Consider the following 20,138-nt stretch of genomic DNA (forward strand, 5'->3'; position numbering starts at 1 on the left):
TGGATCCGCCATGCAATTCCTGCTGCTGGTCTACAACGACGACACTTTGCTCGACGCCCTGCCCGACGGCGAGTTCGACACCCGCATGAACGGTTGCTTCGCCAAGGCGGACGCAATGCAGCGCGAGGGCCGGCTGCTGCAATCGCAGCAGTTGGAATCCGCGAAGAAGGCACGCTCGGTACGTGTCCGCGACGGCCACACCCGGGTGGTCGACGGTCCGTTCGCGGAAACCAAGGAAGTGTTGGCCGGCTTCAACCTGATCGAGGCCGACAGCCTCGACGAGGCGGTGCGGATCGCCGCGGAGTTCCCGTGGGCTCAGACCGGCTGCATCGAGGTGCGGCCGGTGCGCGACATGGCGGCGGTGCGCCAGCGCGTCGACGCGGGCCCGCAACCGGCTTGAACGACGCTGCAGTGACTACCCGCGCAACCGTACGCGATCGCTGCACCACAACTCGCCGGCCCCGGCGACCAGCACCTGGTATTTGTGCGGCGGCACCGTCTCGGTGATCGCGTACTCGGCCTGGCTGGTGTCGCGCTGGGTGGCGATCGCGGCGAGGGTGCCGTTGGCGTTGATCAGCCGCGCGACCACCGGTCGCGCCGCGTCGACGCCGCGGCGCCGCACCACACCGATCTCGCCATTGGCCAGGCGCACCGGAGTGCCAGGCGGGAACACGCCTATCTCGCGCACCAGCAAGGTCGCCAGCGCCTCGTCGACGACCTTGCCGCGCTTCAGGAACAGGCTGCGCAACGCATGCCGGGCGTGGATCGCCTCGCGGTACGCCCGCGGCCGCACCATCGCCGAGAAGATGTCGACGATCGCCAGCAGCCTCGCGCCGCGGCTGATCGCCGCGCCCGGCAGCCCGTTCGGGTAGCCGCTGCCGTCGAGGCGTTCGTGGTGCTGCAACACCGCTTCCAGCCACACCGCGTCGGTGACTCCCGCCGCCTGCAGCAGCTCGACCCCGGCCTGCGGGTGGCCCGCGATCTGTTCGCGCTGGTCGGCGGTCAGCGCGGTCTGCTGCTGGTTCAGCGTTGCCGCCACCGGGCCGAGCGCGATATCGAAGGTCAACGCGGCGGCGACCACCGAGCGGCTCTCCTGTTCGTCCCAGCGCTGCGCCTGGGCCAGCATCTGGCACAGGGTGGCGGCGTGCATCAGCCGCGCGACCTCGCCGTCGTCGCCGACGTCCAGCTGCATCGCCGCAAGCGCCGCATCGGCGTCGCGGGCGACCAGCGCGCGCAGACGGTCGGCCAGTTCCAGCACCGATTCGCCAAGGGTGTCGGAACTGCGTTGCAGCAGCGCGTCGTGCAACACCTGCAGCTCGCGACGCAGTTGCTGCATGAGGCGGAACACCGGCGGTTCGGGTTCCGGCCGCGGCGCGGCGGGTTCGTAGTCGTCGACCGTGGCGGCCAGCCACTCGTCCATGTCCGGCGCCATAGGGTCGTTGTCGGCCGGCGCCTCGACCATCAGCATGCCGCGCTCGAGCACGATGTCGAGGTGGGCCTGGCTGGCGATCACCATGCCCTGCACGAACAACAGCTTGCCGTTGCGGTCGAACACCGACCACGACAACGGCGCGCCGAGCGCCACTTCATCCGCAATGACCGGCCGCACGTTCGCTCCCGGCGGCCACACGCAGGGCCGCGTTTCAGGGGGGTTAACGGCGCCGGCGGAAAATCCTGAAGCGAGCCGCGAGCCGGGCCGATCCGCTCAGCGCGCCGCGGCCGGTTGCACGCGCGGTGCCAGCAGCGTGCCGAGCATCGCCAGCCCAGCGGTGATCGCGAACCCCGACAGGTATGCCGCCATCGGCGCGCGGGCCAGCAACGCGGCGAACAGCGAGCCGCCCAGCGCCAGCACGGAGGCGGTGAACAACGCATCGCACAGCTGCAACGCCGAGGCATTGACGCCCTGCCGCGACGGTGGCGACAGCTCCAGGGTCAGCACCGACAGGCTCGGGAACACCGTGCCCATGCCGAGCCCGGCGAGCACCCAGCCGGCCATCGCAACCGCGACGGGCACCGCCGGCACCACCGCGGCCCCGGCCACCAGCACCCCCGCGGCGAGCATCGCCATACCGACCTGGAGCACCCGCGACGGCGAGGGGTCGGCCATGCGGCCGCGGTTCCACGAGCCCAGCGACCAGCCCAGCGCGCCGATGGTCAACGCGACCCCGGCCCATGTCGGCGAGAGGCCGCGCTCCCGCGACAGCAGCAGTGGCAGGAACACCTCGGTGCCGAAGAACGCCGACGCCGCGATGCCGCGCAGCGCGACCACGGTCGGCAAGCCGCGGGCCGCGCGCAGGGTGCCGACCGGCAGCAGCCGCAGCATGCACACCAGCAACGCGACCGTCGCCAGCGCCAGCAGCGATGCCGCGGTCCAGCCGCGTTGCTGCCCGCCGTAGTGCAGCAGCAGCGCGCTGGCGGCGGCGCCTACCGCCCAGAAGATGCGCCGGCCGTCGCTGGCGGGCAAGGGTGAGTCCTGCGCTGCCGCGCCGATCCCGCGCAGTGCCGGCAATACCATCGCCGCGGCGGCGGCAGCCACGAGGGGCACCAGCAGGAACACCCAACGCCACCCCAGATGCTCGACGATCAACCCGCTGATCACCGGTCCGACGATCGCCGGCAGCACCCAGGCGGCGGCGAACGCGGCGAAGATCCGCGCATGCAGCCGCGGCGGATATACCCGGGCCACCACCACGTACAGGGTCACCGACATCAGGCCGCCGCCGAATCCCTGGATGATCCGGCCGAACAGCAGCACCCACATCGTCGGTGCCAGCCCGGCGACGATCAGGCCCAGCGCGAACCACGCGATGCCGTGCTGCAGCGGCGCCCGCGGGCCGCTGCGGTCGGCCCAGCGACCGGCCGCGACCATGCCGACCACGCTCGCGGCGAGGGTGCCGGCGAACGCCATCGCGTACAGCGACAAGCCGTCCAGCGCCTGCGCCACGGTCGGCATCGCGGTGCTGACCGCCAGCGCCTCGAATGCGTACAGCGCGACCAGCGCCACCGCGCCGAAGGTCGGGGCGCGGTAGCGGCGCGCGAGCAGGCCTTCGTCGGCGTCGGTCGGCATCCGCGCCGCATCGGGATCGATCGCGTCGACGGGACGGATCGCGTCAGCGTCCGCCGCGACATCGCCGGCGATCGGCGCGGGATCGCGCTGGTCGTTCATGGACAGGGCTCTCTATGGTTGCGCGGGAATGTTGACGCGCCAGGACGCGAACGACGAGGATAAAAACTCAAGCAAGGTTGAGGTCAAGCGATCATGCCGAAGGTTGAGGAACTGTCGGTCGGACAACTGGCCGAGCGTAGCGGGGTAGCGGTGTCGGCGCTGCACTTCTACGAGACCAAGGGGCTGATCGCCAGCCGGCGCACGGCCGGCAACCAGCGCCGCTACGCGCGCGACACGCTGCGGCGGGTAGCGGTGATCCGGGTCGCGCAGCGCGTCGGCATCCCGCTGGCGACGATCCGCGAGGCGCTGGCGACACTGCCCGACGACCGCACGCCGACCCGCGCCGACTGGTCGCGACTGTCGGCGCGCTGGCGCGATGAACTCGATGCCCGCATCCGCCAACTGGGCCGGCTGCGCGGCACCCTCGACGACTGTATCGGCTGCGGCTGCCTGTCGCTGCAACGTTGTCGCCTGGCCAATCCGGCCGATGCGCTCGGCGACGCCGGCGACGGCGCGCGGCGCTGGGACGACGGTGAGGCCTGAGCCCGCGGGCGGTCGGCCCTTAACGAAAGAAGGCAGCCCGTCACCGGACTGCCTCCCTCGATGCGGCGCGCGAACCGGCGCGCCGCGTATCGTGCGTCAGTCCTTCTCGGTACCGATCACCTTGCCGGTCGCCGGATCGATCTTCAGCTCCACATCCTTGCCCTCCGGGTCATCGGCCTCGGCGTTCCAGATGCCGTCCTCGTAGTCGATGTCGTGCACGTTGACGTAGCCGGCGGCGGCCAGTTGCGCGCGCACGTCGGCCTCGCTCATCTGCGCGACCTGGGTGTTCGGATAGACCTCGCCGGTGGTCGGATCGATCCGCACCTCCATGCGGTTGCCGTCGGCGCTGCGCGCATCGGCCTTCCACACGCCGTCCTCGAACTCGACGTCGTTGATCTTGGTGTAGCCCTGCTCGGTCAGGTTGGCGCGGACGTCCTGTTCGGTCAGCGCGTCCTGCGCCAGCGCAGCGCCGGACCCACACGCGGCGAGGGCCAGGGTCAGGATTGCGATCTTCTTCATGGGTGCCTCCGGGCAGTGGGGGGGTTGCCGAACGAGTCTTGGCGGACACAGGGCAACATCCGGTGAATGCCGCGGCCGGGCCACTACAACCGATTCAGCTTCTGCAAGTGGCGAATCCGCGCGGTGGCGCGTTCAGGCGCGCTCCCAAGGTGGCGTGCCGCCCAACCGTTCGGCCAGGAAATCGACGAACACGCGCACCCGCGGCGGCACCAGGCGGCGCTGCGGCATCACCGCGTGGATGCCGGTATCGGTGAACCGGTAGTCAGGCAACACCACCTGCAACCGGCCGGCGCGCAGGTCCTCGCTGACATGCCACGCCGAATGCCGGGCGATGCCGAGTCCCGCCACCGCGGCATCGCGCAGCAGGTCGCCCTGGTTGCTCTCGACCCGGCCATGCACGCGCGCCGCGACTTCGCGGCCGCGACGGTCGCGCATGCGCCAGGTGTCCTGCCGGCCCTGCGCGCTCGACAGCAGCAGGCACTGGTGATGTTCGAGTTCGGCCGGAGTCGTCGGCATGCCGTGGCGGCGCAGGTAGTCCGGCGATGCGCACAGCACGCGCCGGTTGGTCGCCAGTTGGCGCGCGACCAGGCTAGAGTCGTCGAGCTCGCCGATGCGAATCGCCAGGTCCAACCCGGCGCTGACCAGGTCGACCGTCTGGTCGTCGAGGTCGACGCTGATCCGCACCGCAGGATGGCGGGCGAGGAACTCCGGCAGCAGCGGCGAGATGTACATCCGCCCGAAGGTCGAGGACATCGTCACCCGCAGCGTACCGGCGACGTGCGTGCCACCTTCGCGCAGGCCGTCGGTCAGCGCCTCCAGGTCCTCGACCAGCGGGCGGCCCTGGGCGGCCAGCAACAGGCCTTCGGGGGTGGGATGCAGGGTTCGCGTGGTCCGGTGCAGCAGGCGCACACCGAGCTGTTTTTCGAGCCGCTTGAGGCGCTGGCTGGCGACCGCCACCGACAGGTCGAGGCTGCGCGCGGCGGCGCTGATCGAGCCGAGGTCGAGCACGCGCAGGAACAGCGCGATGTCGTCGATGCGGTCCATGATTGTCAATATTAAGTTGAAACTGATTGTTCATAGTGGTGGTTATCGGATAGAACGCAAAGCCCCAGGCTGTCGCTATCCATTCCGCCCGGCAGCCGCCATGTCCTCCACCGCATCCCGCATTCCCCTCGCCCGCCCTCGCACCCCGCTCGCCCTGTACGCGCTGACGATCGGCGCGTTCGGCATCGGCACCACCGAGTTCGTGATCATGGGGCTGCTGATGCAGGTCGCCGCCGACCTGCAGGTGACCATCGCCGCCGCAGGCCTGCTGATCTCCGGGTACGCACTGGGCGTGTTCGTCGGCGCGCCGCTGCTGACCGCGGCGACCAGCCGGATGCCGCGCAAGGCCGCGCTGGTCGCGCTGATGGTGGTGTTCACCCTCGGCAACCTGGCCTGTGCGCTGGCACCGAACTACATGTGGCTGATGGTCGCGCGGGTGGTCACCTCGCTCGCCCACGGCACCTTCTTCGGCGTCGGTGCGGTGGTCGCGACCGGACTGGTGGCGAAGGACCGCAAGGCCTCGGCGATCTCGATCATGTTCACCGGCCTGACCGTGGCGACCCTGCTCGGGGTTCCCGCCGGGGCGTGGCTTGGCCTGCACTTCGGCTGGCGTTCGACGTTCTGGGCGGTTGTCGCGATCGGCGTGGTCGCGACCGCGGTGATCGCGGCGCTGGTGCCGGCCGACCGCGCCGACCAGGCGCCGATCTCGATGCGCGAGGAGGTCAAGGTGCTCGGCCGCGTGCAGGTGCTGCTCGGGCTGCTGGCGACGGTGGTCGGATACGCCGGCGTGTTCGCGGTGTTCACCTACATCCAGCCGATCCTGACCCGGATCACCGGCTTCGCCGACAGTGCGGTGTCGCCGATCCTGCTGGTGTTCGGGGTCGGCATGATCGCCGGCAACCTGATCGGCGGGAAGCTCGCCGACCGGCGGCTGGTACCGACCCTGCTCGGCTCGCTGGCGGTGCTGGCGCTGGTGCTCGGGCTGATGACGTTTGCGTTGCACAGCAAGCCGGCCGCGGTGTTGTTCACCGGCCTGCTCGGCGCGGCCGCGTTCGCCACCGTCGCCCCGCTGCAGTTGCGGGTGTTGCAGAAGGCCGAGGGTGGCGGCCAGAGCCTGGCGTCGAGCTTCAACATCGCCGCGTTCAACCTCGGCAACGCGATCGGCGCGTGGCTCGGCGGCGCGGTGATCGACCACGGCCCCGGGCTGGCCGCGGTGACGTGGGTCGCCGCACTGGTGACCGTGTTTGGTCTCGCGATCGCGCTGTGGAGCGTGCGGCTCGATCGCAACCCGCGGATCAACCGCCGGCCTGCGCACGGAGCCATCGCCGTCCTGCTGCTGGCCGGGACTTTCTTCGCCACGACGCCCGCGCAGGCTACCCCGGCGCCCGATCGTCCGGTCTGGACCGCGACCTGGACCGCAAGTCCGCAGCCTCTCTGGGAAGGCGACTTCGCCCTGCCGGTCAACGTGCCGGGCAGCCTCTGGAACCAGACGGTGCGCCAGGTCGCGCGGGTCAGCGTCGGCGGCGACCGCGTGCGCGTGCGGTTGTCGAACGAGTACGGCTCGACCCCGCTGGTGATCGGTGCGGCGCGGATCGCGTTGGCCGGCGACGGCGCGGCGACCGTCCCCGGTTCCAGTCGCGCCCTCACGTTCGGCGGCAAGGCCTCCATCACGATCCCGCCGGGCGCGCCGGCGGTCAGCGACCCGGTGACGCTCGACGTGGCCGCGCTGGCCAGCCTCTCGGTCAGCCTGTACCTGCCGCGGCCGACGGCCGTGTCCACCTTCCATTGGGACGCGCGCCAGACGGCCTACGTGATGGCGGGCGACCAGGTCGCATCCGACACACCATCGCCCGAGTCAACGTTGTCCGCGCGCGTGTTCCTGAGTTCGATCCTGGTCGAGCGCACGGCGCCGACCCGCACGGTCGTCGCCATCGGCGACTCGATCACCGACGGCGCCACCGCGACGATGGACGCCAACACGCGCTGGCCGGATTTTCTCGCCGAACGGTTGGTCGACAACGACGTCGCGGTGCTCAATGCCGGCATCTCCGGCGGGCGCCTGCTGCGCGACAAGATGGGCACCAACGCACTCGCGCGCTTGGAGCGCGACGTGCTGGCGCAGCCGGGGATCGCCGCCGTCATCGTGCTGATCGGCATCAACGACATCAGCTGGAACTCGATGGTGTTCGCGCCGCACGACGGCCCGGTGGCGGCGGCCGAACTGATTGCCGGCTACCGCCAACTGACCGCCCGCGCCAACCTCCACGGCGTCCGCATCATCGGCGCCACGCTGACGCCGTTCGAGGGCGCGCTGCAGGACACGCCGATGGCGGGCTACTACAGCGCCGAAAAGGAACAGGTGCGGCAGGCGGTCAACCGCTGGATCCGCGAAAGCGGCGAGTTCGATGCGGTGATCGACTTCGACGCCGTGACCCGCGACCCGGCCCACCCGGCGCGCCTGTTGCCGGCCTACGACTCCGGCGACCACCTGCACCCCGGCGACGCCGGCAACAAGGCCATGGCCGACGCCATCGATATCGGCGTCCTGTTCGGCACCCGCTGAGGTCGCGGATTACCGGCGCTGCTGGGTCTGCTCGTCGTGGTTGTCGCTGCGCACGTCGTCCACGGCGGGGATCCCGACGCCACGGTGACCCTGCAGGTCGTCTTCGACGAGTTCGCCCTGGTTCTCCAGGCGCTCGTCCTCCGCACCCTGTTCCTCGTGCAGCAGGTTGGCGGGGGTTAGGCCGGTGGCGGGGGCGTCGTCCGGTTGCAGGGCCCGGCGCGCGTCGCCGGATTCGTGATCGCGCTTGTTGCTGTTCATCGTCGTCTCCCGGGTTGAGGGAACCCGGCCGCCGCGTGGGCGACCGGCACCCGCACCGTCACACAGCGCGCGTTATCGCCTCGGCAAAAAGATGGATCACCACGGCAACGCGATGCCGTTGGCGTGGCAGAACGTGCCGGTCTGTTCCAGCGTGAGCGTGTCCAGCCGCTCGACCAACTGCGCGGCTGCCTGCTCCGGACTGACGTCGCCGCTGCCGCCGACCATCTCGGTGGCGACGTAGCCCGGGTGCAGCAGGAACACCGCGATCCCGCGCGGCGCCAGGTCGACCGCGAGCGACTTGCCGATCGCGTTCACCGCCGCCTTGGAGGCGCGGTAGCCATAGCGACCGCCCGAGCCGTTGTCGGCCATCGAGCCCATGCGGCTGGTGATGATGCCGACCTTGGCGCCGTCGGCGAGGTGCCCCATCAGCGCCTGCGCGACCCGCAACGGCCCAAGCGCGTTGACCTCGAACTGCCGCCGCATGCCGTCGAAACCGGCCTCGTCGATCCTGCCCAGGTCCTCGCGTTCGAGGATGCCGGCATTGAGCACCAGCAGGTCGATGCGGGCATCGCCAAGACGTTCGGCAAGCGCGGCAAGCGCGACGCCGTCGGTCACGTCGACGCCGGATTCGACCCGCGCGCCGGTTGCCTCCAATGCCTCGCTGGAGCTGCGGCAGGCCGCGATCACGGTGTCGCCGCGATCGGTGAAGTGCCTGGCGAGGGCCAAGCCGATGCCGCGGTTGGCACCAGTGATCAGGACGGTTTGCATATGCAGCTCCATCGAGGGGGGCCCACAGCAATGGCGTCCGCCGCCCCGCAAATCAAGGCGCGCAAGCAGCGTCCACCCGCGTCCACTGTCATCATTGGGCTACCAGCGCGGCGAAACGCGCACCATTGACGAGGCAACCCCATGGCGATGTCCGAAGACGATATCCAGAAAGGCTGGATCTATCGCACCAGCCACCAGCAGGAGCGCCTGGTGCTGGGCTGGGACCGCGACGGCCGGGTGGTCTATGCGTCGAAAGGCAAGAACGAGGACGCGCCGTTCCAGAGCTGCCACGTGCGCATCACCACCCGCAAGTTCGCCCAGCGCGCGATCGGCAAGCTGCGCCAGGTCGACGACCTGCAGCCGTACATCGTCGCCAACAAGGCAACCACGGTAGTGGTGCGCTAGGCGATGTCCAACGGCAAACCCGTCCCGGGCGACAGCGAGGCACTCGATCGCATCGTCGCGCAGGCGCGGCGTGACGCCGAGCAGCGCGACAAGGGCTATCGCGAGCGCGCGCTGAAGATGTACCCGTGGATCTGCGGCCGCTGCGCGCGCGAGTTCACCCGCGCCAACCTGCGCGAGTTGACCGTGCACCACCGCAACCACGACCACGACTGCAACCCGCCCGACGGCAGCAACTGGGAACTGTTGTGCGTGTACTGCCACGACAACGAGCACTCGCGCCACGCCGACTACACCGGCGGCAGCGCGCTGCACGCCGAGGACACCCAGGCCGCGGCGACCGGCAACCCGTTCGCCAACCTCAAGTCGCTGCTCAAGCGCGAGTAGCGAACACCGACTCGAAGCAGCGTTACTTCGAGTCCGGCGCCGGCCGTTTCGCCGCGTCCTCCTGGACATAGCCCTCGCCGGCATCGTGGTCGATCGAGTCGTCGTAGGCGCCGGCCACACCCTTGCCGCGGCGGTCGCGCAGATGGTCTTCCATCCCGGCGCCGCGCGACTCCAGGTCGGCGTTCTCCAGCTTGTCGCGGGTGCGCTGGTCGTCCGCCGGCTGGCGCAGCCCCTGGTGCTTGCCGCTGGCGACGCCGCTGTCGCGGTCCGCGGGGTTGTCGGAACGAGAGGAAGGCTTGTTGTTCATCGCGGTTCTCCTCCGGAAAAGGATCTGCACCGCCACCCTCCCACGCCGGGCGTTAGCCGCTCGCGATAGCGACCGTCGCGCGCGCCGCGATTCACTCCGGCCCCACGGCCGCATTCATCCCTGCCTCGCCCCGGTGCGGCGCCGCAGTCTCCCGACCGTCGAGGCATCGCAGTTACGCCCGATTGTTGTTGCGCTTGCCGATCTCGATCCGCCGCGGCGTGGTTTCCGGCCGCTTTGGAATGGTGATCTCGAGCACGCCGTTGTCGCCCTGCGCGGAGATCGCCTCCGGGTTAGCGCTGTCCGGCAGCGCGAAGCGGCGATGGAAGGCGCCGTAACGTCGCTCGATCCGCGAGAAGCGTTCGGTTTCCGAGCTCGACTCGCTGCGGCGCTCGCCCTTGATAGTCAGCATGCCCTTGTCCATCTGGACCTCGATGTCGTCCACCTCCACCCCGGGAATGTCGGCATAGATGACGAAGCGGTCGGCCTCTTCCTTGATATCCACGCGGGGAATCCACTGGCTGGTGACCACCGAGGACTCGTCGCTGGAGCCGGCCCGGAACAGGCTGCCTTCGAACAGCCGATCGACCAGCTGGCTCAGCGGATCCTGCCGTGCATCGTCGTTGGACCATTGCGAATGACGCATCATCTTGTTCATTGAATGTCTCCTGTCGACCTGGGCGAAGTTGGCTCGCCCCTGGCATTGCAGATAGGAGATCCCGGCGGGGTTTCAAGTTACGCGCGCGGCGCGCCCGGGCGTCGTTTGCATTCCGTTCAGCACCGCCGGCCAGCGCCGGACTTTTCGTCGGCGCCTTGGAGCGTTTCGTCGCGCCAATCTCGCACCCGTCGCACCCGCAGCCACCGCCGTGGCGGCCCTCGCTATGCTCCGTCGCAATCCCATTCCGCCTGGCCGTTCCCCGTGATCAAGAGCACCTTCTTCGTCCTGCGTATCTCCCTGGCCTGGCTGCTGGTGGTGTTCCTGTTCGCCGGGCTGTGGTCGAACCTGCCGCTGATCGGCTGGATCGACTGGCCGGTGGTGGTCGCCGGCATGCTGACGATGGCGCTGGTGGTTGCCGGCGCGCTGTCGCACCTGGGACGCGTGCAGCTGATCGCCGGGCGGATCGACAAGGCCGCGCTGAGCAATCGCCAGCGCCGGCAGGTCGAGATTCCGTTCGAGGCCGGCGAGGCGTTCGACCTGCTCGACGCCGCGATCCGCGAGCTGCCGCGCATCGAGCAGGTCGAGAGCGCACGCGACAGCCTGCAGGTGCGGGCCAAGGTCGGCCGCCCCGACGTCAACATCGAACGCATCGGCGGGCGCTGGAACCCGTTGTCGTGGTTCGGCATCCCGCGCAACCAGATCCTCGCCACCGTCACCCCCGGCCACGACAGCGGCAGCGTCACCCTGATCTGCGAACCCGAAAGCCCGGCATGGAGCGACTGGTTCCTGGTCGACGACGCCAGCAACTACGAGAACGCCGAGGCGATCACCCGGGCGATCAGCCGCCGGGTCGGCGAGCGCCGCCGCGGCGAGAAGGCCGACGCCGCCCAGACCGCGACCGAGAAGGAGCTCACCGTCGCCAAGCTCAGCCTGCTGCACGCCCAGGTCGAGCCGCACTTCCTCTACAACACCCTGGCCAGCGCGCAGCTGCTGACCCGCAGCGACCCGGCGCGCGCCGACGAGATGCTTGGCCACCTGATCCAGTACCTGCGCCGCTCGCTGCCGAGTACCGAGAACGAGCTGTCGACGCTCGGCGTCGAGCTGGAGCGCGCACTGGCCTACCTGGAAATCCTCAAGGTGCGCATGGGGCCGCGGCTGTCCGTGCAGGTCGACGTGCCGGAGGAGGTGCGCACCACCGCGCTGCCGCCGATGATGCTGCAGACCCTGGTCGAGAACGCGATCAAGCACGGCCTGGAGCCGCGCACCGGCGGCGGCACGGTGTGGATCCGCGCGCGGCGCGGCGACGATGGCGCGGTCGCGGTGACCGTGGCCGACGACGGCGACGGCTTCAACAACAAGACCAACGGCACCGGCATCGGCCTGCGCAACGTGCGCGAGCGCCTGCGGCTGGTCTACGGCGGCGAGGCCGCGCTGGCGGTGGTCGCCAACTTCCCGGCCGGCGTCGCCGCGACGATCAGCGTGCCGGCCAAGTTCAAGCCCGAGGTCGATCATGTCTGAGCGCGCTCCCACCTGCGTCGTCGCCGAGGACGAAGCGCTGCTGCGTGAAGCACTGGTCGAGCAGCTGCGCCAGGCTTGGCCGGCGTTGCAGATCGTCGCCGAGTGCGAGGATGGCGCCAGCGCGGTCGAGGCGCTCGCCGAGTACCGGCCCGACGTTGCCTTCCTCGACATCCGCATGCCCGGTCTGACCGGGCTGGAAGTCGCCGCGGCCGCCGCCGACGCCAGCCCGCACACCCGCATCGTGTTCGTCACCGCCTTTGACCAGTACGCGATCGACGCGTTCGAGCGCGGCGCGGTCGACTACCTGCTCAAGCCGATCAAGTCCGAGCGTCTGGCCGCGACCATCGACCGCCTGCAGACGCGCAGCGGCAACAACGAGGCCGCGGCGCTGGCGGCGCTGCTCGAACGCCTCGGCCCGACGCTAGCGCCCGGCCGTCCGCGCGACAACGCACCGCCGCCGCTGACCTGGATCACCGCCAGCGCCGGCCGCGAAACCCGACTGATCCTGGTCGACGACGTCGCCTATTTCCGCGCCGACAACAAATACACCACGGTGGTCACCGCCGAAGGCGAGGCGCTGCTGCGCACGCCGATCCGCGACCTGCTGACCGTGCTCGACGCGACCACGTTCAAGCAGATCCACCGCTCCACCATCGTCAACCTCAAGGCGGTCGCCGGCGTGGTCCGCGACGACAGCGGCCGCGGCACCGTCCGGCTGAAGTCGCGGCCGGAAACCCTGCCGGTCAGCGCGCCGTTCATGGCGTTGTTCCGGCACATGTGACCGACGCGCGCGATTGCTGCGCGCGATCGCCACGCACAACCAAGCCGGCCGAACACGACGCCGGTCCGTCTACAGGAAGGTGACCCATGAAACTGATGGCATTGCTGGCTTTCGCCCTTTCGCTGTTCGGCGTGGACATCGGCGGCAGCAGCTTCGTCACCCGCACCGTCGTCGACGGCGCCGAGGTGCTGCACAGCCGGGCGACCAGCGAGGCCGGCAGCGCGCGTTTCGAATGCGTGCGCAGCGCCAGCGGGCAGTGCCACTACACGGTGTACCCGCGCACCTGCGAGGCGGACGATTGCGAGCCGCTCAAGCGCTTCGCGCTGGCCAATGGCGACAGCCGCCAGGTCCCCGGCCTGCACCGGTTCCAACTGTGCGTCAGCGCCGATGGCGACACGCCCGGGCCGGACTGCGAGCCGGCGCAGCCGATCGCCACGCGATAGGCGCGTCGCCGGCCCGCGGCCCTAGGAACCGCGCCGCGGCAGTACCCAGTCGGGCCGGATGAAGTGGCAGGTGTAGCCCTCGGGATAGCGCTCCAGGTAGTCCTGGTGCTCGGGTTCGGCTTCCCAGAAGTCACCCGCCGGCGCGACTTCTGTGACCGCCTTGCCGGGCCACAGGCCGGACGCGTCGACGTCGGCGATGGTGTCCTCGGCGATCCGGCGCTGCTCGTCGGAGGTGGTGTAGATCGCCGACCGATACGAACGACCGCGATCGTTGCCCTGCCGGTCCGGTGTCGAGGGGTCATGGATCTGGAAGAAGAACTCCAGCAAGCGGCGATAGCTCAACGTTGCCGGGTCGAACACGATCTCGATCGCCTCGGCATGGTCGCCGTGGTTGCGGTAGGTCGCGTTCGGGACGTCGCCACCGCTGTAGCCGACTCGGGTCGATACCACGCCCGGCTGCCGGCGGATCAGGTCCTGCATGCCCCAGAAGCAACCGCCGGCGAGCACGGCGCGTTCGGTGCTCATGGGTTCGGTGCTCATCGGACATCCTCCACCTGGTCGAGGTAGGCCGCGTAACCCTGCGCCTCCATCTCGTCGCGCGGGACGAAGCGCAGCGATGCGGAGTTAATGCAGTAGCGCAGCCCGCCGCGGTCGCTCGGGCCGTCGGGGAACACGTGGCCGAGGTGACTGTCGCCGTGGCTCGAGCGCACCTCGATGCGAACCATGCCGTGGCTGGTGTCGCGCACCTCGCTGACGTGGGCCGGCTCGATCGGCCGGGTGAAACTCGGCCAGCCGCAACCGGATTCGAACTTGTCGCTGGACGCGAACAGCGGCTCGCCGGAAACGACGTCGACATAGATGCCCGGCGCCTTGTTGCCGAGGTATTCGCCGCTGCCCGGCGCCTCGGTTCCGCTTTGCTGGGTGACACGGTACTGCTCGGGGGTCAGCTGGGCGATGCGATCGGGACTCTTCTGGTAGCGGTTCATGGCGTCTCCTCGGATACCCGCCTAGATGCGGGCGGCCGCATCGATCTCAACATTGGTCACGGGTTGGCCGTCGTTCATCGCGCAGGCGCGCAAGCAGTGCATCGACGCTGGCAACCTGAACGGCATGGCTGCGGCGCGCGCGTATTTCACGATGACGTAGCCCGGCTTTAACAACCGCCATGACAACCTCGCCCCGTAGCAACCCGGGACCCATTCGGGTGCACGTGCCGCACTTGTCTACGAGGCTCCAACAGGAGGAATGCCATGACACGGTTCAAGCTTTCGACACTGTCGCTCGCGCTGCTGGGCGGACTCGCCCTCACCGCCTGCGACAACACCCCCGACACCGCCGCGGTGGATACGTACGAACCCGACACGACGGCCGCCACCGAGCCGGTGGAACCGATCGAGGAAACCACGCCGATCGCCGGCGCGGACGATCCGGCCGCCACGGACCCGTACGCGACCGACGATCCGGCCACGACCATGGGTGACGTCAACGAATACCCGATGGAGGAACAGGATCCGACTGCCCTTCCGCCGGAACCGGACCCGATGGATCCGACGCTGGACGACCAGCAGGATCTGGAGGAACCGGTCGACGAGGTCGAGCCGCAGCAGTAACGGCGGCTGGGTACGACACCGAGAGGGCGCGACAGGTTCGCGCCCTCTTTTTTGTGCACGCCGGTATCAGTCGCAACTGATCCTCGGGTTCCAATCGGCGAACATCCCGCTGGGATTGTGTTCCCAGACCCAGGCATGCAGGACCCAGGCGTCTACCGCGGGATTGAAGTGGAAATGCTGGCCGAACAGCATCGGGATCGGCGCGCCTTCGGGCAATTGGTCGGCGAACACCAGGTACTCGACCGCCACCAGTTTCAGGCCGCCGCTGGCGCTGGGCGCGTAGACCAGAAGCTCCGGGCGCAGGGCCTCGGCCACGCCATCCGACAACGCGTCGAAGTTGGCGAAGTGGTAACCCATGCCGCCTTCGGGTGAGGCCAGGCAGCCGGTGATGTCCTGGGTCCAGCCGGCAATGAAGGCATGGTCGAGTCGATGGAACCCGGCGGTGGCCTGTCGCAGTTGTGCCAGGTCCCTGGCCACGCTGGCGGGATGGGCGGGGACAGCGACCGCGGGAGCCGACAGCGCCACGAGCGCAGTCGCAGCGAACGACAGCAAAACGGATCTGGGAACGTTCATGGGGGAACTCCGCAAGGGGGGGAGATGCCGACCGCCGAAACGGCCGGTGTTCCTGTCAACGAGGCCGGTCCAGCCGGCCGGCCAGCGCCATGAAGGCTAAGGACTTGCGCCCCGATCCAGCGCCTTGCGGCCAACCGCCGGAGCGTCTGTGAAGAATCCGTCGATGCCGGCGTCCAGGCACGCGTGGATCTCGGCGATCGAACCGGCCTGGTTGAACGTGGCGGGATCGTCGCCCTGCCAAAGCGCCCGCGGCACCCACTTGTTCTCCGGTCGGAACGTGTAGGCGTACACCTCCAGCCCCGTCGCATGCGCGTTGGCGACCAGCGACGTAGGCATCGCGAGCGCGCCGGCGGCGGTCAGCGGCACGACTGCGCGGGTGCGCGCGCCGATGCCATCGGCGTAGCCGGCAATCTCGCGCAGGCCGGCCGGGGCCATCATCCGCGCGTAGTCGAGCGTGCCACCGGCGGCGACCACGTCGTACGGTTGGCAGTCGCCGCCTTTGAGCAATTGCAGCAGGCGAATGTTGCGTTGCCCGCTCGCCGCGAGACGGCCGCGCAGGTACTTCAGGTTTCCGACCTCGAACGATTGGATCTCCACCGGCGCGCTGCGGGTGTAAGGGTGCGCCGCCAGCGTGGCCAGCAACCGGTCCTCCATCGGCAAGCCGAGCCGGCGGAAATGGGTGCCGTGCTTGATCTCCGGAATGATCCCGATCGGCCGCCCGCATGACGCGGCTTCGGTGGCGACGAACTCGATGATCTCCTCCAGCGTGACCAGAGGGTATGCGCCGTCGTGGCGCGTATCGCGCCATTGCGGAAACCGCTCGCGCACGCGCAACGTCTTCAACTCGGCGAGGGTGAAGTCGTCGCTGAACCAGCCGCGCACCGCGACGCCATCGATGTGCCGTTCGGTCTCGCGCGAGGCGAATGCGCGGTGGCGGGCCACGTCGGTGGTGCGACCGAGTTCGCTTTCGTGGCGCGCGATCATCGCGCCGTCGCGGCTCATCACCAGGTCGGGCTCGATGAAATCGGCGCCATCGGCAATCGCCTGGCCGTACGCGGCGAGGGTGTGTTCCGGCCGCAGCGCGCTGGCGCCGCGATGGGCGATCACCCGCACCCGCGACGCCAGCGGCTTCATCGCGCTCGCCGGGTCAGCGCGCGTCGTCCGCCGGGGCGGGCGCGGGGGCGAACAGCAGGCGGAACGCGCGCAGCGCCGCCGGGTGGTAGATCGTGGCGTGGCGCTCCTCCGGCATCGGCAGGTAATGCATGCGCAGCGCGGGCGGCGATGCCTGCTGCAACGCCTCGGCGAACCGCGCGGCCGGTCCGGCCAGGCCGGGCTCGTCGCTGCTGGCGATGAATACCGCATTGGCCAGCTCGGGTCCGGTTTCAAGCAGTGCGTCCAGTTGCGCCAGCAGCGCGTGGCGGTTCCACCACAGGCTGGGGTCGATCGCGATGTAACTGTCGAACAACGCCGGTTCGAGCACCAACGTCTCCAGCACGAACAGCCCCGCCAGCGACTCGCCGACGATCGCGGTTTCATCGGTGGTCCGGTAGCGCGCCTCGATCGCCGGCATCAGCTCGCCGCGCAAGAACGCGCGGAACTCCGCCGAGCCGCCGACACGCGGCGCGATCTCGCGATCCTGCGGGTCGTCGGTCGGCCCGGTCAGGTCGCGCCGGCGTTCGGTGTTCTCGATCCCGACCAGCATGAACGGCCGCATCGTGCCGCTCATCACCGACACCTGCACCAGCCCGGCGACATGCAGGAAATCCTCGGCGATGCCGCCGTCGGGCATGTACAGCACCGGCAACGGCGCATCCGGCGCGGCGCCGTAGCCCGGCGCGCGGTAGACGTTGATCCGGCGCGTCTCGCCCAGCACCGCCGATTCGATCGTGAAGGTGTCGCCGATGGCCAGCGGCTCGACCGTGACATCGACTTCCGCCGCCGGCGCGTGGGCAGGCAGCAGCAAAAGCAGGGCAAGCAGCGCGCGCAGGAACATGGGGGCATCACTGGTACGGGCGAGTAATGACGATAGCCCGGATCGGCGGCTCGTCGCGTACTCTTGCGGTGGAGTCTCCCACCCGTCCCCTGCCTTGACCAACCCCGCGCTCCGCACCCTGCAGGCCACCCGCTACGTCATCCCGTTGCGCGAGGGCGGCTCGATGCCGGCCATCGTCGAGGCCGACGATGACGGTCTCTACGTGCTCAAGTTCCGCGGCGCCGGCCAGGGCCCGAAGGCGCTGGTGGCCGAGATCGTCGTCGGCGAGCTGGCCCGAGCACTCGGCCTGCCGGTACCGGAGATCGTGCTGATCGAGCTGGATGCCGAGCTCGCGCGCACCGAAGGCGACCCCGAGATCCAGGAACTCATCCGCGCCAGTGCCGGCCTCAACCTCGGGCTCGACTACCTGCCCGGCGCGATCAATTTCGACCCGGCCGCCGAGCAACCCGGTGGCGAACTCGCCTCGTCGATCGTCTGGCTCGACGCCTTCACCAGCAACGTCGACCGCAGCTTCCGCAATACCAACCTGCTGGTCTGGCACGGTGCCCCATGGCTGATCGACCACGGCGCGGCGCTGTATTTCCACCACGGCTGGGACGGCTCGACCGAGGCCGCCGACAGCCGCTTCCCGATGGTCCGTGAGCACGTGCTGCTGCCATTGGCCGACGGCATCGAGGCCGCCGACGCGCGCCTCGCCCCACAGGTCACCCGCGAGTTGCTCGAAGCCATCCTCGCGCGGGTGCCCGACAGCTGGCTCGAGGGCCACGACGCCTGGGGCGAACCCGCCGTCCAGCGCGCGGCCTACGTCGACTTCCTGCTGCAACGCCTGGCCAACCGCCGCGGCTTCCTCGAGGAGGCACTGCATGCACGCGGCTGACAGCTACGACTACAGCGTGATCCGGATCGTGCCGCGGGTCGAGCGCGGCGAGTTCGTCAACGCCGGGGTGATCGTGTCGTGCGAATCACGACAGTTCCTGCAGGCGCGCGTGGAGGTCGACGAGCGGAGATTGCGCGCGCTCGATCCGACGATCGACATCGAGACCGTGCGCCGCCACCTGCAGGCGATCGTCCGCATCTGCGAAGGCGCGCCCGATGCCGGCCCGATCGCCCGGTTGCCGCGCCGCGGCCGCTTCCATTGGCTCACCGCGACGCGCAGTTCGATCATCCAGACGTCGCCGGTGCACATGGGCCGCTGCAGCGACCCGGCGATGTCGATCGAGCGGCTGTTCGATCGGATGGTACGGGTCTAAAGCCGATCCACTGCACTGACCCGCCCAGGTGCTGGGCATGCCATGCCAACCCGTTCGTCAGCGCTCTGCAATGGCAGTGGTCTCATCCCGAGCAGCGGCCGCAGCCAGCCGACGCGGCGGATCACGAATTCGGTCAGCAGCACGCAACCCAGCGCGGTGGCGGCCACCACCAACGGCGCCTCCAGCCACGGCCCGAGCGACCGCGATGCCAGCCATACGCCGGCGACCACGGTGACGGTCTGATGCAGCACGTACCAGGGGAACACCGCGCCGGTCGCGTACGGCAGCCAGCGGAACGGCCGGTTCAGCAGGTGGTGGCCCCACCCCAGCACCAGCAGGATCCAGATCCAGCCGTTGAGCCTCTGGGCGATGTCGTACGTTGCCCGGGCCACGCTCGGCTCGGGCACCGTGACCCAGCGCAGCCACCAGAACAGGATGAAGGTGCCGACCGCGGCCCCCAGCAGCCACCAGCGCCGACGGCGCAGCTCGGCCCATAGCCCGGCGTCCGCGCCGATCCAGTAGCCGTACAGGAACATCGCGCCGTACTGCGCATGCGTATGCCAGTCGTGCAGCAGGTCGTGGGTGGTCGGGAACCGCGCCGACAGCGTCCACGACGCCAGCACCAGCGGCGCCGCCGGCAGCAGCCACAGCCGCCAGCCACGCAGTTCGCGCCACCACGCGGCGAACGCCAGCCCGGCGCGGCTGCGCAGCAGCGGCAACAATGCGGCCAGCAACAGCGAGTAGACCAGCAGGTACGGCAGGTACCACAGGTGGTTCCAGGTGACGCCCACGTGCGAGCCGTCGAACGCGCCCGGCGGCCACGGCTGGAACGTGAAGTAGGCGACCAGGAAATCCAGGTAGCCGCCGTCGAACGCGCCGTTCGCCAACGCCTGGAAATACGCCTGCGGCGGCACCACCACCGCCATGCCGAACAGCAGCGGCAGCAGCAGGCGCCTGGTCCGCGCCCAGGCGAACCGGCCGGCACCGAGCCGGCGCAGCAGGAAGTGCACCGCCACCCCGGAGATCAGGAACAGCAGCGGCATCCGCCACTGGTTGAGCACGGTCATCGGCAGCTTCAGCCATTCGAACAGGTGGCCGGATTTCACGTGCCAGCCCCAGTCCGGCACGTAGAACATGCCAACGTGGTAGAGGATCAGCAGTGCGAACGCGAACACGCGCAACGCGTCGATGTCATGGCGGCGCTCGGCGCCGACGGCGGGATTCATGGGGCGGCACTCCTCGGAACGGGAGCGCAGGTTCCCCCCGCGATGGCCGCCGCCGATAGCGAAAAGTGATGCCCCGCGCGGGTGTGGGGACGAGCGGCGGGTGGTGGGGACGAATCGTAGCAGCCGCCCGCG

Annotated in this window: 26 protein-coding genes and 1 pseudogene; 13 read left to right on the top strand and 14 right to left on the bottom strand. The window is 69.7% G+C overall.

Features of this window, described 5'->3' with window-relative positions; translation table 11 throughout:
• The first annotated feature begins 10 nt into the window (after positions 1–10).
• Positions 11–400 (top strand): YciI family protein, encoded by a 390-nt coding sequence (locus tag SNE34_RS10910; protein ID WP_332617114.1) that lies wholly within the window; start codon positions 11–13, stop codon positions 398–400.
• 15 nt (positions 401–415) lie between these two features.
• Here the strand turns inward: SNE34_RS10910 and SNE34_RS10915 are convergent, their stop codons facing one another.
• Entirely contained in the window at positions 416–1,609 is a 1,194-nt protein-coding gene (locus SNE34_RS10915; protein ID WP_332617115.1) for an HD-GYP domain-containing protein, read from the bottom strand.
• 96 nt (positions 1,610–1,705) lie between these two features.
• The gene (locus SNE34_RS10920; RefSeq protein ID WP_425604519.1) at positions 1,706–3,067 is read right to left on the bottom strand and encodes an MFS transporter; all 1,362 of its coding nucleotides are present in this window, start codon (positions 3,065–3,067) and stop codon (positions 1,706–1,708) included.
• 192 nt (positions 3,068–3,259) lie between these two features.
• On the opposite strand from SNE34_RS10920, the gene soxR reads away from it, so the two are divergent.
• Positions 3,260–3,709, top strand: a complete 450-nt coding sequence (gene soxR, locus SNE34_RS10925) for a redox-sensitive transcriptional activator SoxR (protein WP_332617118.1) — start codon at positions 3,260–3,262, stop codon at positions 3,707–3,709.
• A 96-nt stretch (positions 3,710–3,805) separates the two neighbouring features.
• On the opposite strand, the gene SNE34_RS10930 is transcribed toward soxR, so the two are convergent.
• Together SNE34_RS10930 and SNE34_RS10935 are read right to left on the bottom strand one after the other, a co-directional pair.
• Positions 3,806–4,228, bottom strand: a complete 423-nt coding sequence (locus SNE34_RS10930) for a PepSY domain-containing protein (protein ID WP_332617120.1) — start codon at positions 4,226–4,228, stop codon at positions 3,806–3,808.
• A 132-nt stretch (positions 4,229–4,360) separates the two neighbouring features.
• Complete coding sequence (locus tag SNE34_RS10935; RefSeq protein ID WP_332617122.1) at positions 4,361–5,272, bottom strand: LysR family transcriptional regulator; 912 nt, start codon at positions 5,270–5,272, stop codon at positions 4,361–4,363.
• A gap of 100 nt (positions 5,273–5,372) precedes the next feature.
• Between SNE34_RS10935 and SNE34_RS10940 the strand changes: the two are divergent.
• Both SNE34_RS10940 and SNE34_RS10945 read left to right on the top strand, forming a co-directional pair.
• Positions 5,373–6,575: pseudogene (locus tag SNE34_RS10940) on the top strand (MFS transporter); the annotation flags it as partial.
• Positions 6,576–7,085: 510 nt separating this feature from the next.
• Positions 7,086–7,835, top strand: a complete 750-nt coding sequence (locus SNE34_RS10945; protein ID WP_332617319.1) for an SGNH/GDSL hydrolase family protein — start codon at positions 7,086–7,088, stop codon at positions 7,833–7,835.
• 9 nt (positions 7,836–7,844) lie between these two features.
• On the opposite strand, the gene SNE34_RS10950 is transcribed toward SNE34_RS10945, so the two are convergent.
• Entirely contained in the window at positions 7,845–8,093 is a 249-nt protein-coding gene (locus SNE34_RS10950) for a hypothetical protein (protein WP_332617124.1), read from the bottom strand.
• A gap of 96 nt (positions 8,094–8,189) precedes the next feature.
• Positions 8,190–8,861 (bottom strand): SDR family oxidoreductase, encoded by a 672-nt coding sequence (locus SNE34_RS10955; RefSeq protein ID WP_332617125.1) that lies wholly within the window; start codon positions 8,859–8,861, stop codon positions 8,190–8,192.
• Positions 8,862–9,002: 141 nt separating this feature from the next.
• Here SNE34_RS10955 and SNE34_RS10960 point away from each other — a divergent pair, with 141 nt between their 5' ends.
• Together SNE34_RS10960 and SNE34_RS10965 are read left to right on the top strand one after the other, a co-directional pair.
• Positions 9,003–9,266: a hypothetical protein gene (locus SNE34_RS10960; protein WP_332617127.1), complete on the top strand. Its 264-nt coding sequence runs from the start codon at positions 9,003–9,005 to the stop codon at positions 9,264–9,266.
• Between the two features lie 3 nt (positions 9,267–9,269).
• Positions 9,270–9,650, top strand: coding sequence for a YajD family HNH nuclease (locus tag SNE34_RS10965; RefSeq protein WP_332617129.1), 381 nt, complete (start codon positions 9,270–9,272; stop codon positions 9,648–9,650).
• A 22-nt stretch (positions 9,651–9,672) separates the two neighbouring features.
• Here SNE34_RS10965 and SNE34_RS10970 read toward each other — a convergent pair whose 3' ends face one another.
• Entirely contained in the window at positions 9,673–9,957 is a 285-nt protein-coding gene (locus SNE34_RS10970) for a hypothetical protein (protein ID WP_332617131.1), read from the bottom strand.
• Positions 9,958–10,129: 172 nt separating this feature from the next.
• Positions 10,130–10,603: an Hsp20/alpha crystallin family protein gene (locus SNE34_RS10975; RefSeq protein ID WP_425604520.1), complete on the bottom strand. Its 474-nt coding sequence runs from the start codon at positions 10,601–10,603 to the stop codon at positions 10,130–10,132.
• A 270-nt stretch (positions 10,604–10,873) separates the two neighbouring features.
• Between SNE34_RS10975 and SNE34_RS10980 the strand changes: the two genes are divergently transcribed.
• The 3 genes from SNE34_RS10980 (at position 10,874) to SNE34_RS10990 (ending at position 13,354) form a co-directional block, all read left to right on the top strand.
• Positions 10,874–12,130, top strand: coding sequence for a histidine kinase (locus tag SNE34_RS10980; RefSeq protein ID WP_332617134.1), 1,257 nt, complete (start codon positions 10,874–10,876; stop codon positions 12,128–12,130).
• Positions 12,123–12,911 carry a LytR/AlgR family response regulator transcription factor gene (locus SNE34_RS10985; protein ID WP_332617136.1) on the top strand — a complete coding sequence of 263 codons (789 nt, stop codon included), beginning with the start codon at positions 12,123–12,125 and terminating at the stop codon, positions 12,909–12,911. The genes SNE34_RS10980 and SNE34_RS10985 overlap by 8 nt, the downstream gene beginning before the upstream one ends.
• An 86-nt stretch (positions 12,912–12,997) precedes the next feature.
• Positions 12,998–13,354, top strand: coding sequence for a hypothetical protein (locus SNE34_RS10990; protein WP_332617138.1), 357 nt, complete (start codon positions 12,998–13,000; stop codon positions 13,352–13,354).
• A gap of 21 nt (positions 13,355–13,375) precedes the next feature.
• Here the strand turns inward: SNE34_RS10990 and msrA are convergent, their stop codons facing one another.
• Together msrA and msrB are read right to left on the bottom strand one after the other, a co-directional pair.
• Positions 13,376–13,879, bottom strand: a complete 504-nt coding sequence (gene msrA / locus SNE34_RS10995; protein ID WP_332617320.1) for a peptide-methionine (S)-S-oxide reductase MsrA — start codon at positions 13,877–13,879, stop codon at positions 13,376–13,378.
• 11 nt (positions 13,880–13,890) lie between these two features.
• Positions 13,891–14,340, bottom strand: a complete 450-nt coding sequence (gene msrB / locus SNE34_RS11000) for a peptide-methionine (R)-S-oxide reductase MsrB (RefSeq protein WP_332617140.1) — start codon at positions 14,338–14,340, stop codon at positions 13,891–13,893.
• Between the two features lie 25 nt (positions 14,341–14,365).
• Here msrB and SNE34_RS11005 point away from each other — a divergent pair, with 25 nt between their 5' ends.
• Both SNE34_RS11005 and SNE34_RS11010 read left to right on the top strand, forming a co-directional pair.
• Positions 14,366–14,500, top strand: coding sequence for a hypothetical protein (locus SNE34_RS11005; RefSeq protein WP_332617142.1), 135 nt, complete (start codon positions 14,366–14,368; stop codon positions 14,498–14,500).
• 104 nt (positions 14,501–14,604) lie between these two features.
• Complete coding sequence (locus SNE34_RS11010; RefSeq protein ID WP_332617144.1) at positions 14,605–14,964, top strand: hypothetical protein; 360 nt, start codon at positions 14,605–14,607, stop codon at positions 14,962–14,964.
• A gap of 66 nt (positions 14,965–15,030) precedes the next feature.
• On the opposite strand, the gene SNE34_RS11015 is transcribed toward SNE34_RS11010, so the two are convergent.
• The 3 genes from SNE34_RS11015 to SNE34_RS11025 form a co-directional block, all read right to left on the bottom strand.
• Positions 15,031–15,537, bottom strand: coding sequence for a hypothetical protein (locus tag SNE34_RS11015; protein ID WP_332617146.1), 507 nt, complete (start codon positions 15,535–15,537; stop codon positions 15,031–15,033).
• Between the two features lie 96 nt (positions 15,538–15,633).
• The gene (locus SNE34_RS11020) at positions 15,634–16,671 is read right to left on the bottom strand and encodes a glycerophosphodiester phosphodiesterase family protein (RefSeq protein WP_332617148.1); all 1,038 of its coding nucleotides are present in this window, start codon (positions 16,669–16,671) and stop codon (positions 15,634–15,636) included.
• A 13-nt stretch (positions 16,672–16,684) separates the two neighbouring features.
• On the bottom strand, positions 16,685–17,530 hold the full coding sequence (locus tag SNE34_RS11025; RefSeq protein ID WP_332617149.1) for an alpha/beta hydrolase: 846 nt from the start codon (positions 17,528–17,530) through the stop codon (positions 16,685–16,687).
• A gap of 94 nt (positions 17,531–17,624) precedes the next feature.
• Between SNE34_RS11025 and SNE34_RS11030 the strand changes: the two genes are divergently transcribed.
• Complete coding sequence (locus SNE34_RS11030) at positions 17,625–18,407, top strand: HipA family kinase (RefSeq protein ID WP_332617150.1); 783 nt, start codon at positions 17,625–17,627, stop codon at positions 18,405–18,407.
• Entirely contained in the window at positions 18,394–18,780 is a 387-nt protein-coding gene (locus SNE34_RS11035) for a DUF3037 domain-containing protein (protein ID WP_332617152.1), read from the top strand. Before SNE34_RS11030 ends, SNE34_RS11035 begins: the two co-directional genes overlap by 14 nt.
• Here the strand turns inward: SNE34_RS11035 and SNE34_RS11040 are convergent.
• Positions 18,777–20,006: an acyltransferase family protein gene (locus tag SNE34_RS11040; protein WP_332617154.1), complete on the bottom strand. Its 1,230-nt coding sequence runs from the start codon at positions 20,004–20,006 to the stop codon at positions 18,777–18,779. The two genes, SNE34_RS11035 and SNE34_RS11040, sit on opposite strands and share 4 nt — an antisense overlap.
• Positions 20,007–20,138: the final 132 nt, after the last annotated feature.

Origin of the sequence: Novilysobacter erysipheiresistens (genome assembly GCF_036663935.1) — a bacterium.
Classification (GTDB): Bacteria; Pseudomonadota; Gammaproteobacteria; order Xanthomonadales; family Xanthomonadaceae; genus Novilysobacter; species Novilysobacter erysipheiresistens.

What these genes read in the sequence shown, in the direction of transcription:
- SNE34_RS10910 (WP_332617114.1), top strand. Translation starts at nt 11, where the DNA reads ATGCAATTCCTGCTGCTGGTCTACAACGACGACACTTTGCTCGACGCC.
- SNE34_RS10920 (WP_425604519.1), bottom strand. Translation starts at nt 3,067, where the DNA reads ATGCCGACCGACGCCGACGAAGGCCTGCTCGCGCGCCGCTACCGCGCC.
- soxR (WP_332617118.1), top strand. Translation starts at nt 3,260, where the DNA reads ATGCCGAAGGTTGAGGAACTGTCGGTCGGACAACTGGCCGAGCGTAGC.
- SNE34_RS10930 (WP_332617120.1), bottom strand. Translation starts at nt 4,228, where the DNA reads ATGAAGAAGATCGCAATCCTGACCCTGGCCCTCGCCGCGTGTGGGTCC.
- SNE34_RS10935 (WP_332617122.1), bottom strand. Translation starts at nt 5,272, where the DNA reads ATGGACCGCATCGACGACATCGCGCTGTTCCTGCGCGTGCTCGACCTC.
- SNE34_RS10945 (WP_332617319.1), top strand. Translation starts at nt 7,086, where the DNA reads ATGGCGGGCGACCAGGTCGCATCCGACACACCATCGCCCGAGTCAACG.
- SNE34_RS10950 (WP_332617124.1), bottom strand. Translation starts at nt 8,093, where the DNA reads ATGAACAGCAACAAGCGCGATCACGAATCCGGCGACGCGCGCCGGGCC.
- SNE34_RS10955 (WP_332617125.1), bottom strand. Translation starts at nt 8,861, where the DNA reads ATGCAAACCGTCCTGATCACTGGTGCCAACCGCGGCATCGGCTTGGCC.
- SNE34_RS10960 (WP_332617127.1), top strand. Translation starts at nt 9,003, where the DNA reads ATGGCGATGTCCGAAGACGATATCCAGAAAGGCTGGATCTATCGCACC.
- SNE34_RS10965 (WP_332617129.1), top strand. Translation starts at nt 9,270, where the DNA reads ATGTCCAACGGCAAACCCGTCCCGGGCGACAGCGAGGCACTCGATCGC.
- SNE34_RS10970 (WP_332617131.1), bottom strand. Translation starts at nt 9,957, where the DNA reads ATGAACAACAAGCCTTCCTCTCGTTCCGACAACCCCGCGGACCGCGAC.
- SNE34_RS10975 (WP_425604520.1), bottom strand. Translation starts at nt 10,603, where the DNA reads ATGATGCGTCATTCGCAATGGTCCAACGACGATGCACGGCAGGATCCG.
- SNE34_RS10985 (WP_332617136.1), top strand. Translation starts at nt 12,123, where the DNA reads ATGTCTGAGCGCGCTCCCACCTGCGTCGTCGCCGAGGACGAAGCGCTG.
- SNE34_RS10990 (WP_332617138.1), top strand. Translation starts at nt 12,998, where the DNA reads ATGAAACTGATGGCATTGCTGGCTTTCGCCCTTTCGCTGTTCGGCGTG.
- msrA (WP_332617320.1), bottom strand. Translation starts at nt 13,879, where the DNA reads ATGAGCACCGAACGCGCCGTGCTCGCCGGCGGTTGCTTCTGGGGCATG.
- msrB (WP_332617140.1), bottom strand. Translation starts at nt 14,340, where the DNA reads ATGAACCGCTACCAGAAGAGTCCCGATCGCATCGCCCAGCTGACCCCC.
- SNE34_RS11005 (WP_332617142.1), top strand. Translation starts at nt 14,366, where the DNA reads ATGCGGGCGGCCGCATCGATCTCAACATTGGTCACGGGTTGGCCGTCG.
- SNE34_RS11010 (WP_332617144.1), top strand. Translation starts at nt 14,605, where the DNA reads ATGACACGGTTCAAGCTTTCGACACTGTCGCTCGCGCTGCTGGGCGGA.
- SNE34_RS11015 (WP_332617146.1), bottom strand. Translation starts at nt 15,537, where the DNA reads ATGAACGTTCCCAGATCCGTTTTGCTGTCGTTCGCTGCGACTGCGCTC.
- SNE34_RS11020 (WP_332617148.1), bottom strand. Translation starts at nt 16,671, where the DNA reads ATGAAGCCGCTGGCGTCGCGGGTGCGGGTGATCGCCCATCGCGGCGCC.
- SNE34_RS11025 (WP_332617149.1), bottom strand. Translation starts at nt 17,530, where the DNA reads ATGTTCCTGCGCGCGCTGCTTGCCCTGCTTTTGCTGCTGCCTGCCCAC.
- SNE34_RS11035 (WP_332617152.1), top strand. Translation starts at nt 18,394, where the DNA reads ATGCACGCGGCTGACAGCTACGACTACAGCGTGATCCGGATCGTGCCG.
- SNE34_RS11040 (WP_332617154.1), bottom strand. Translation starts at nt 20,006, where the DNA reads ATGAATCCCGCCGTCGGCGCCGAGCGCCGCCATGACATCGACGCGTTG.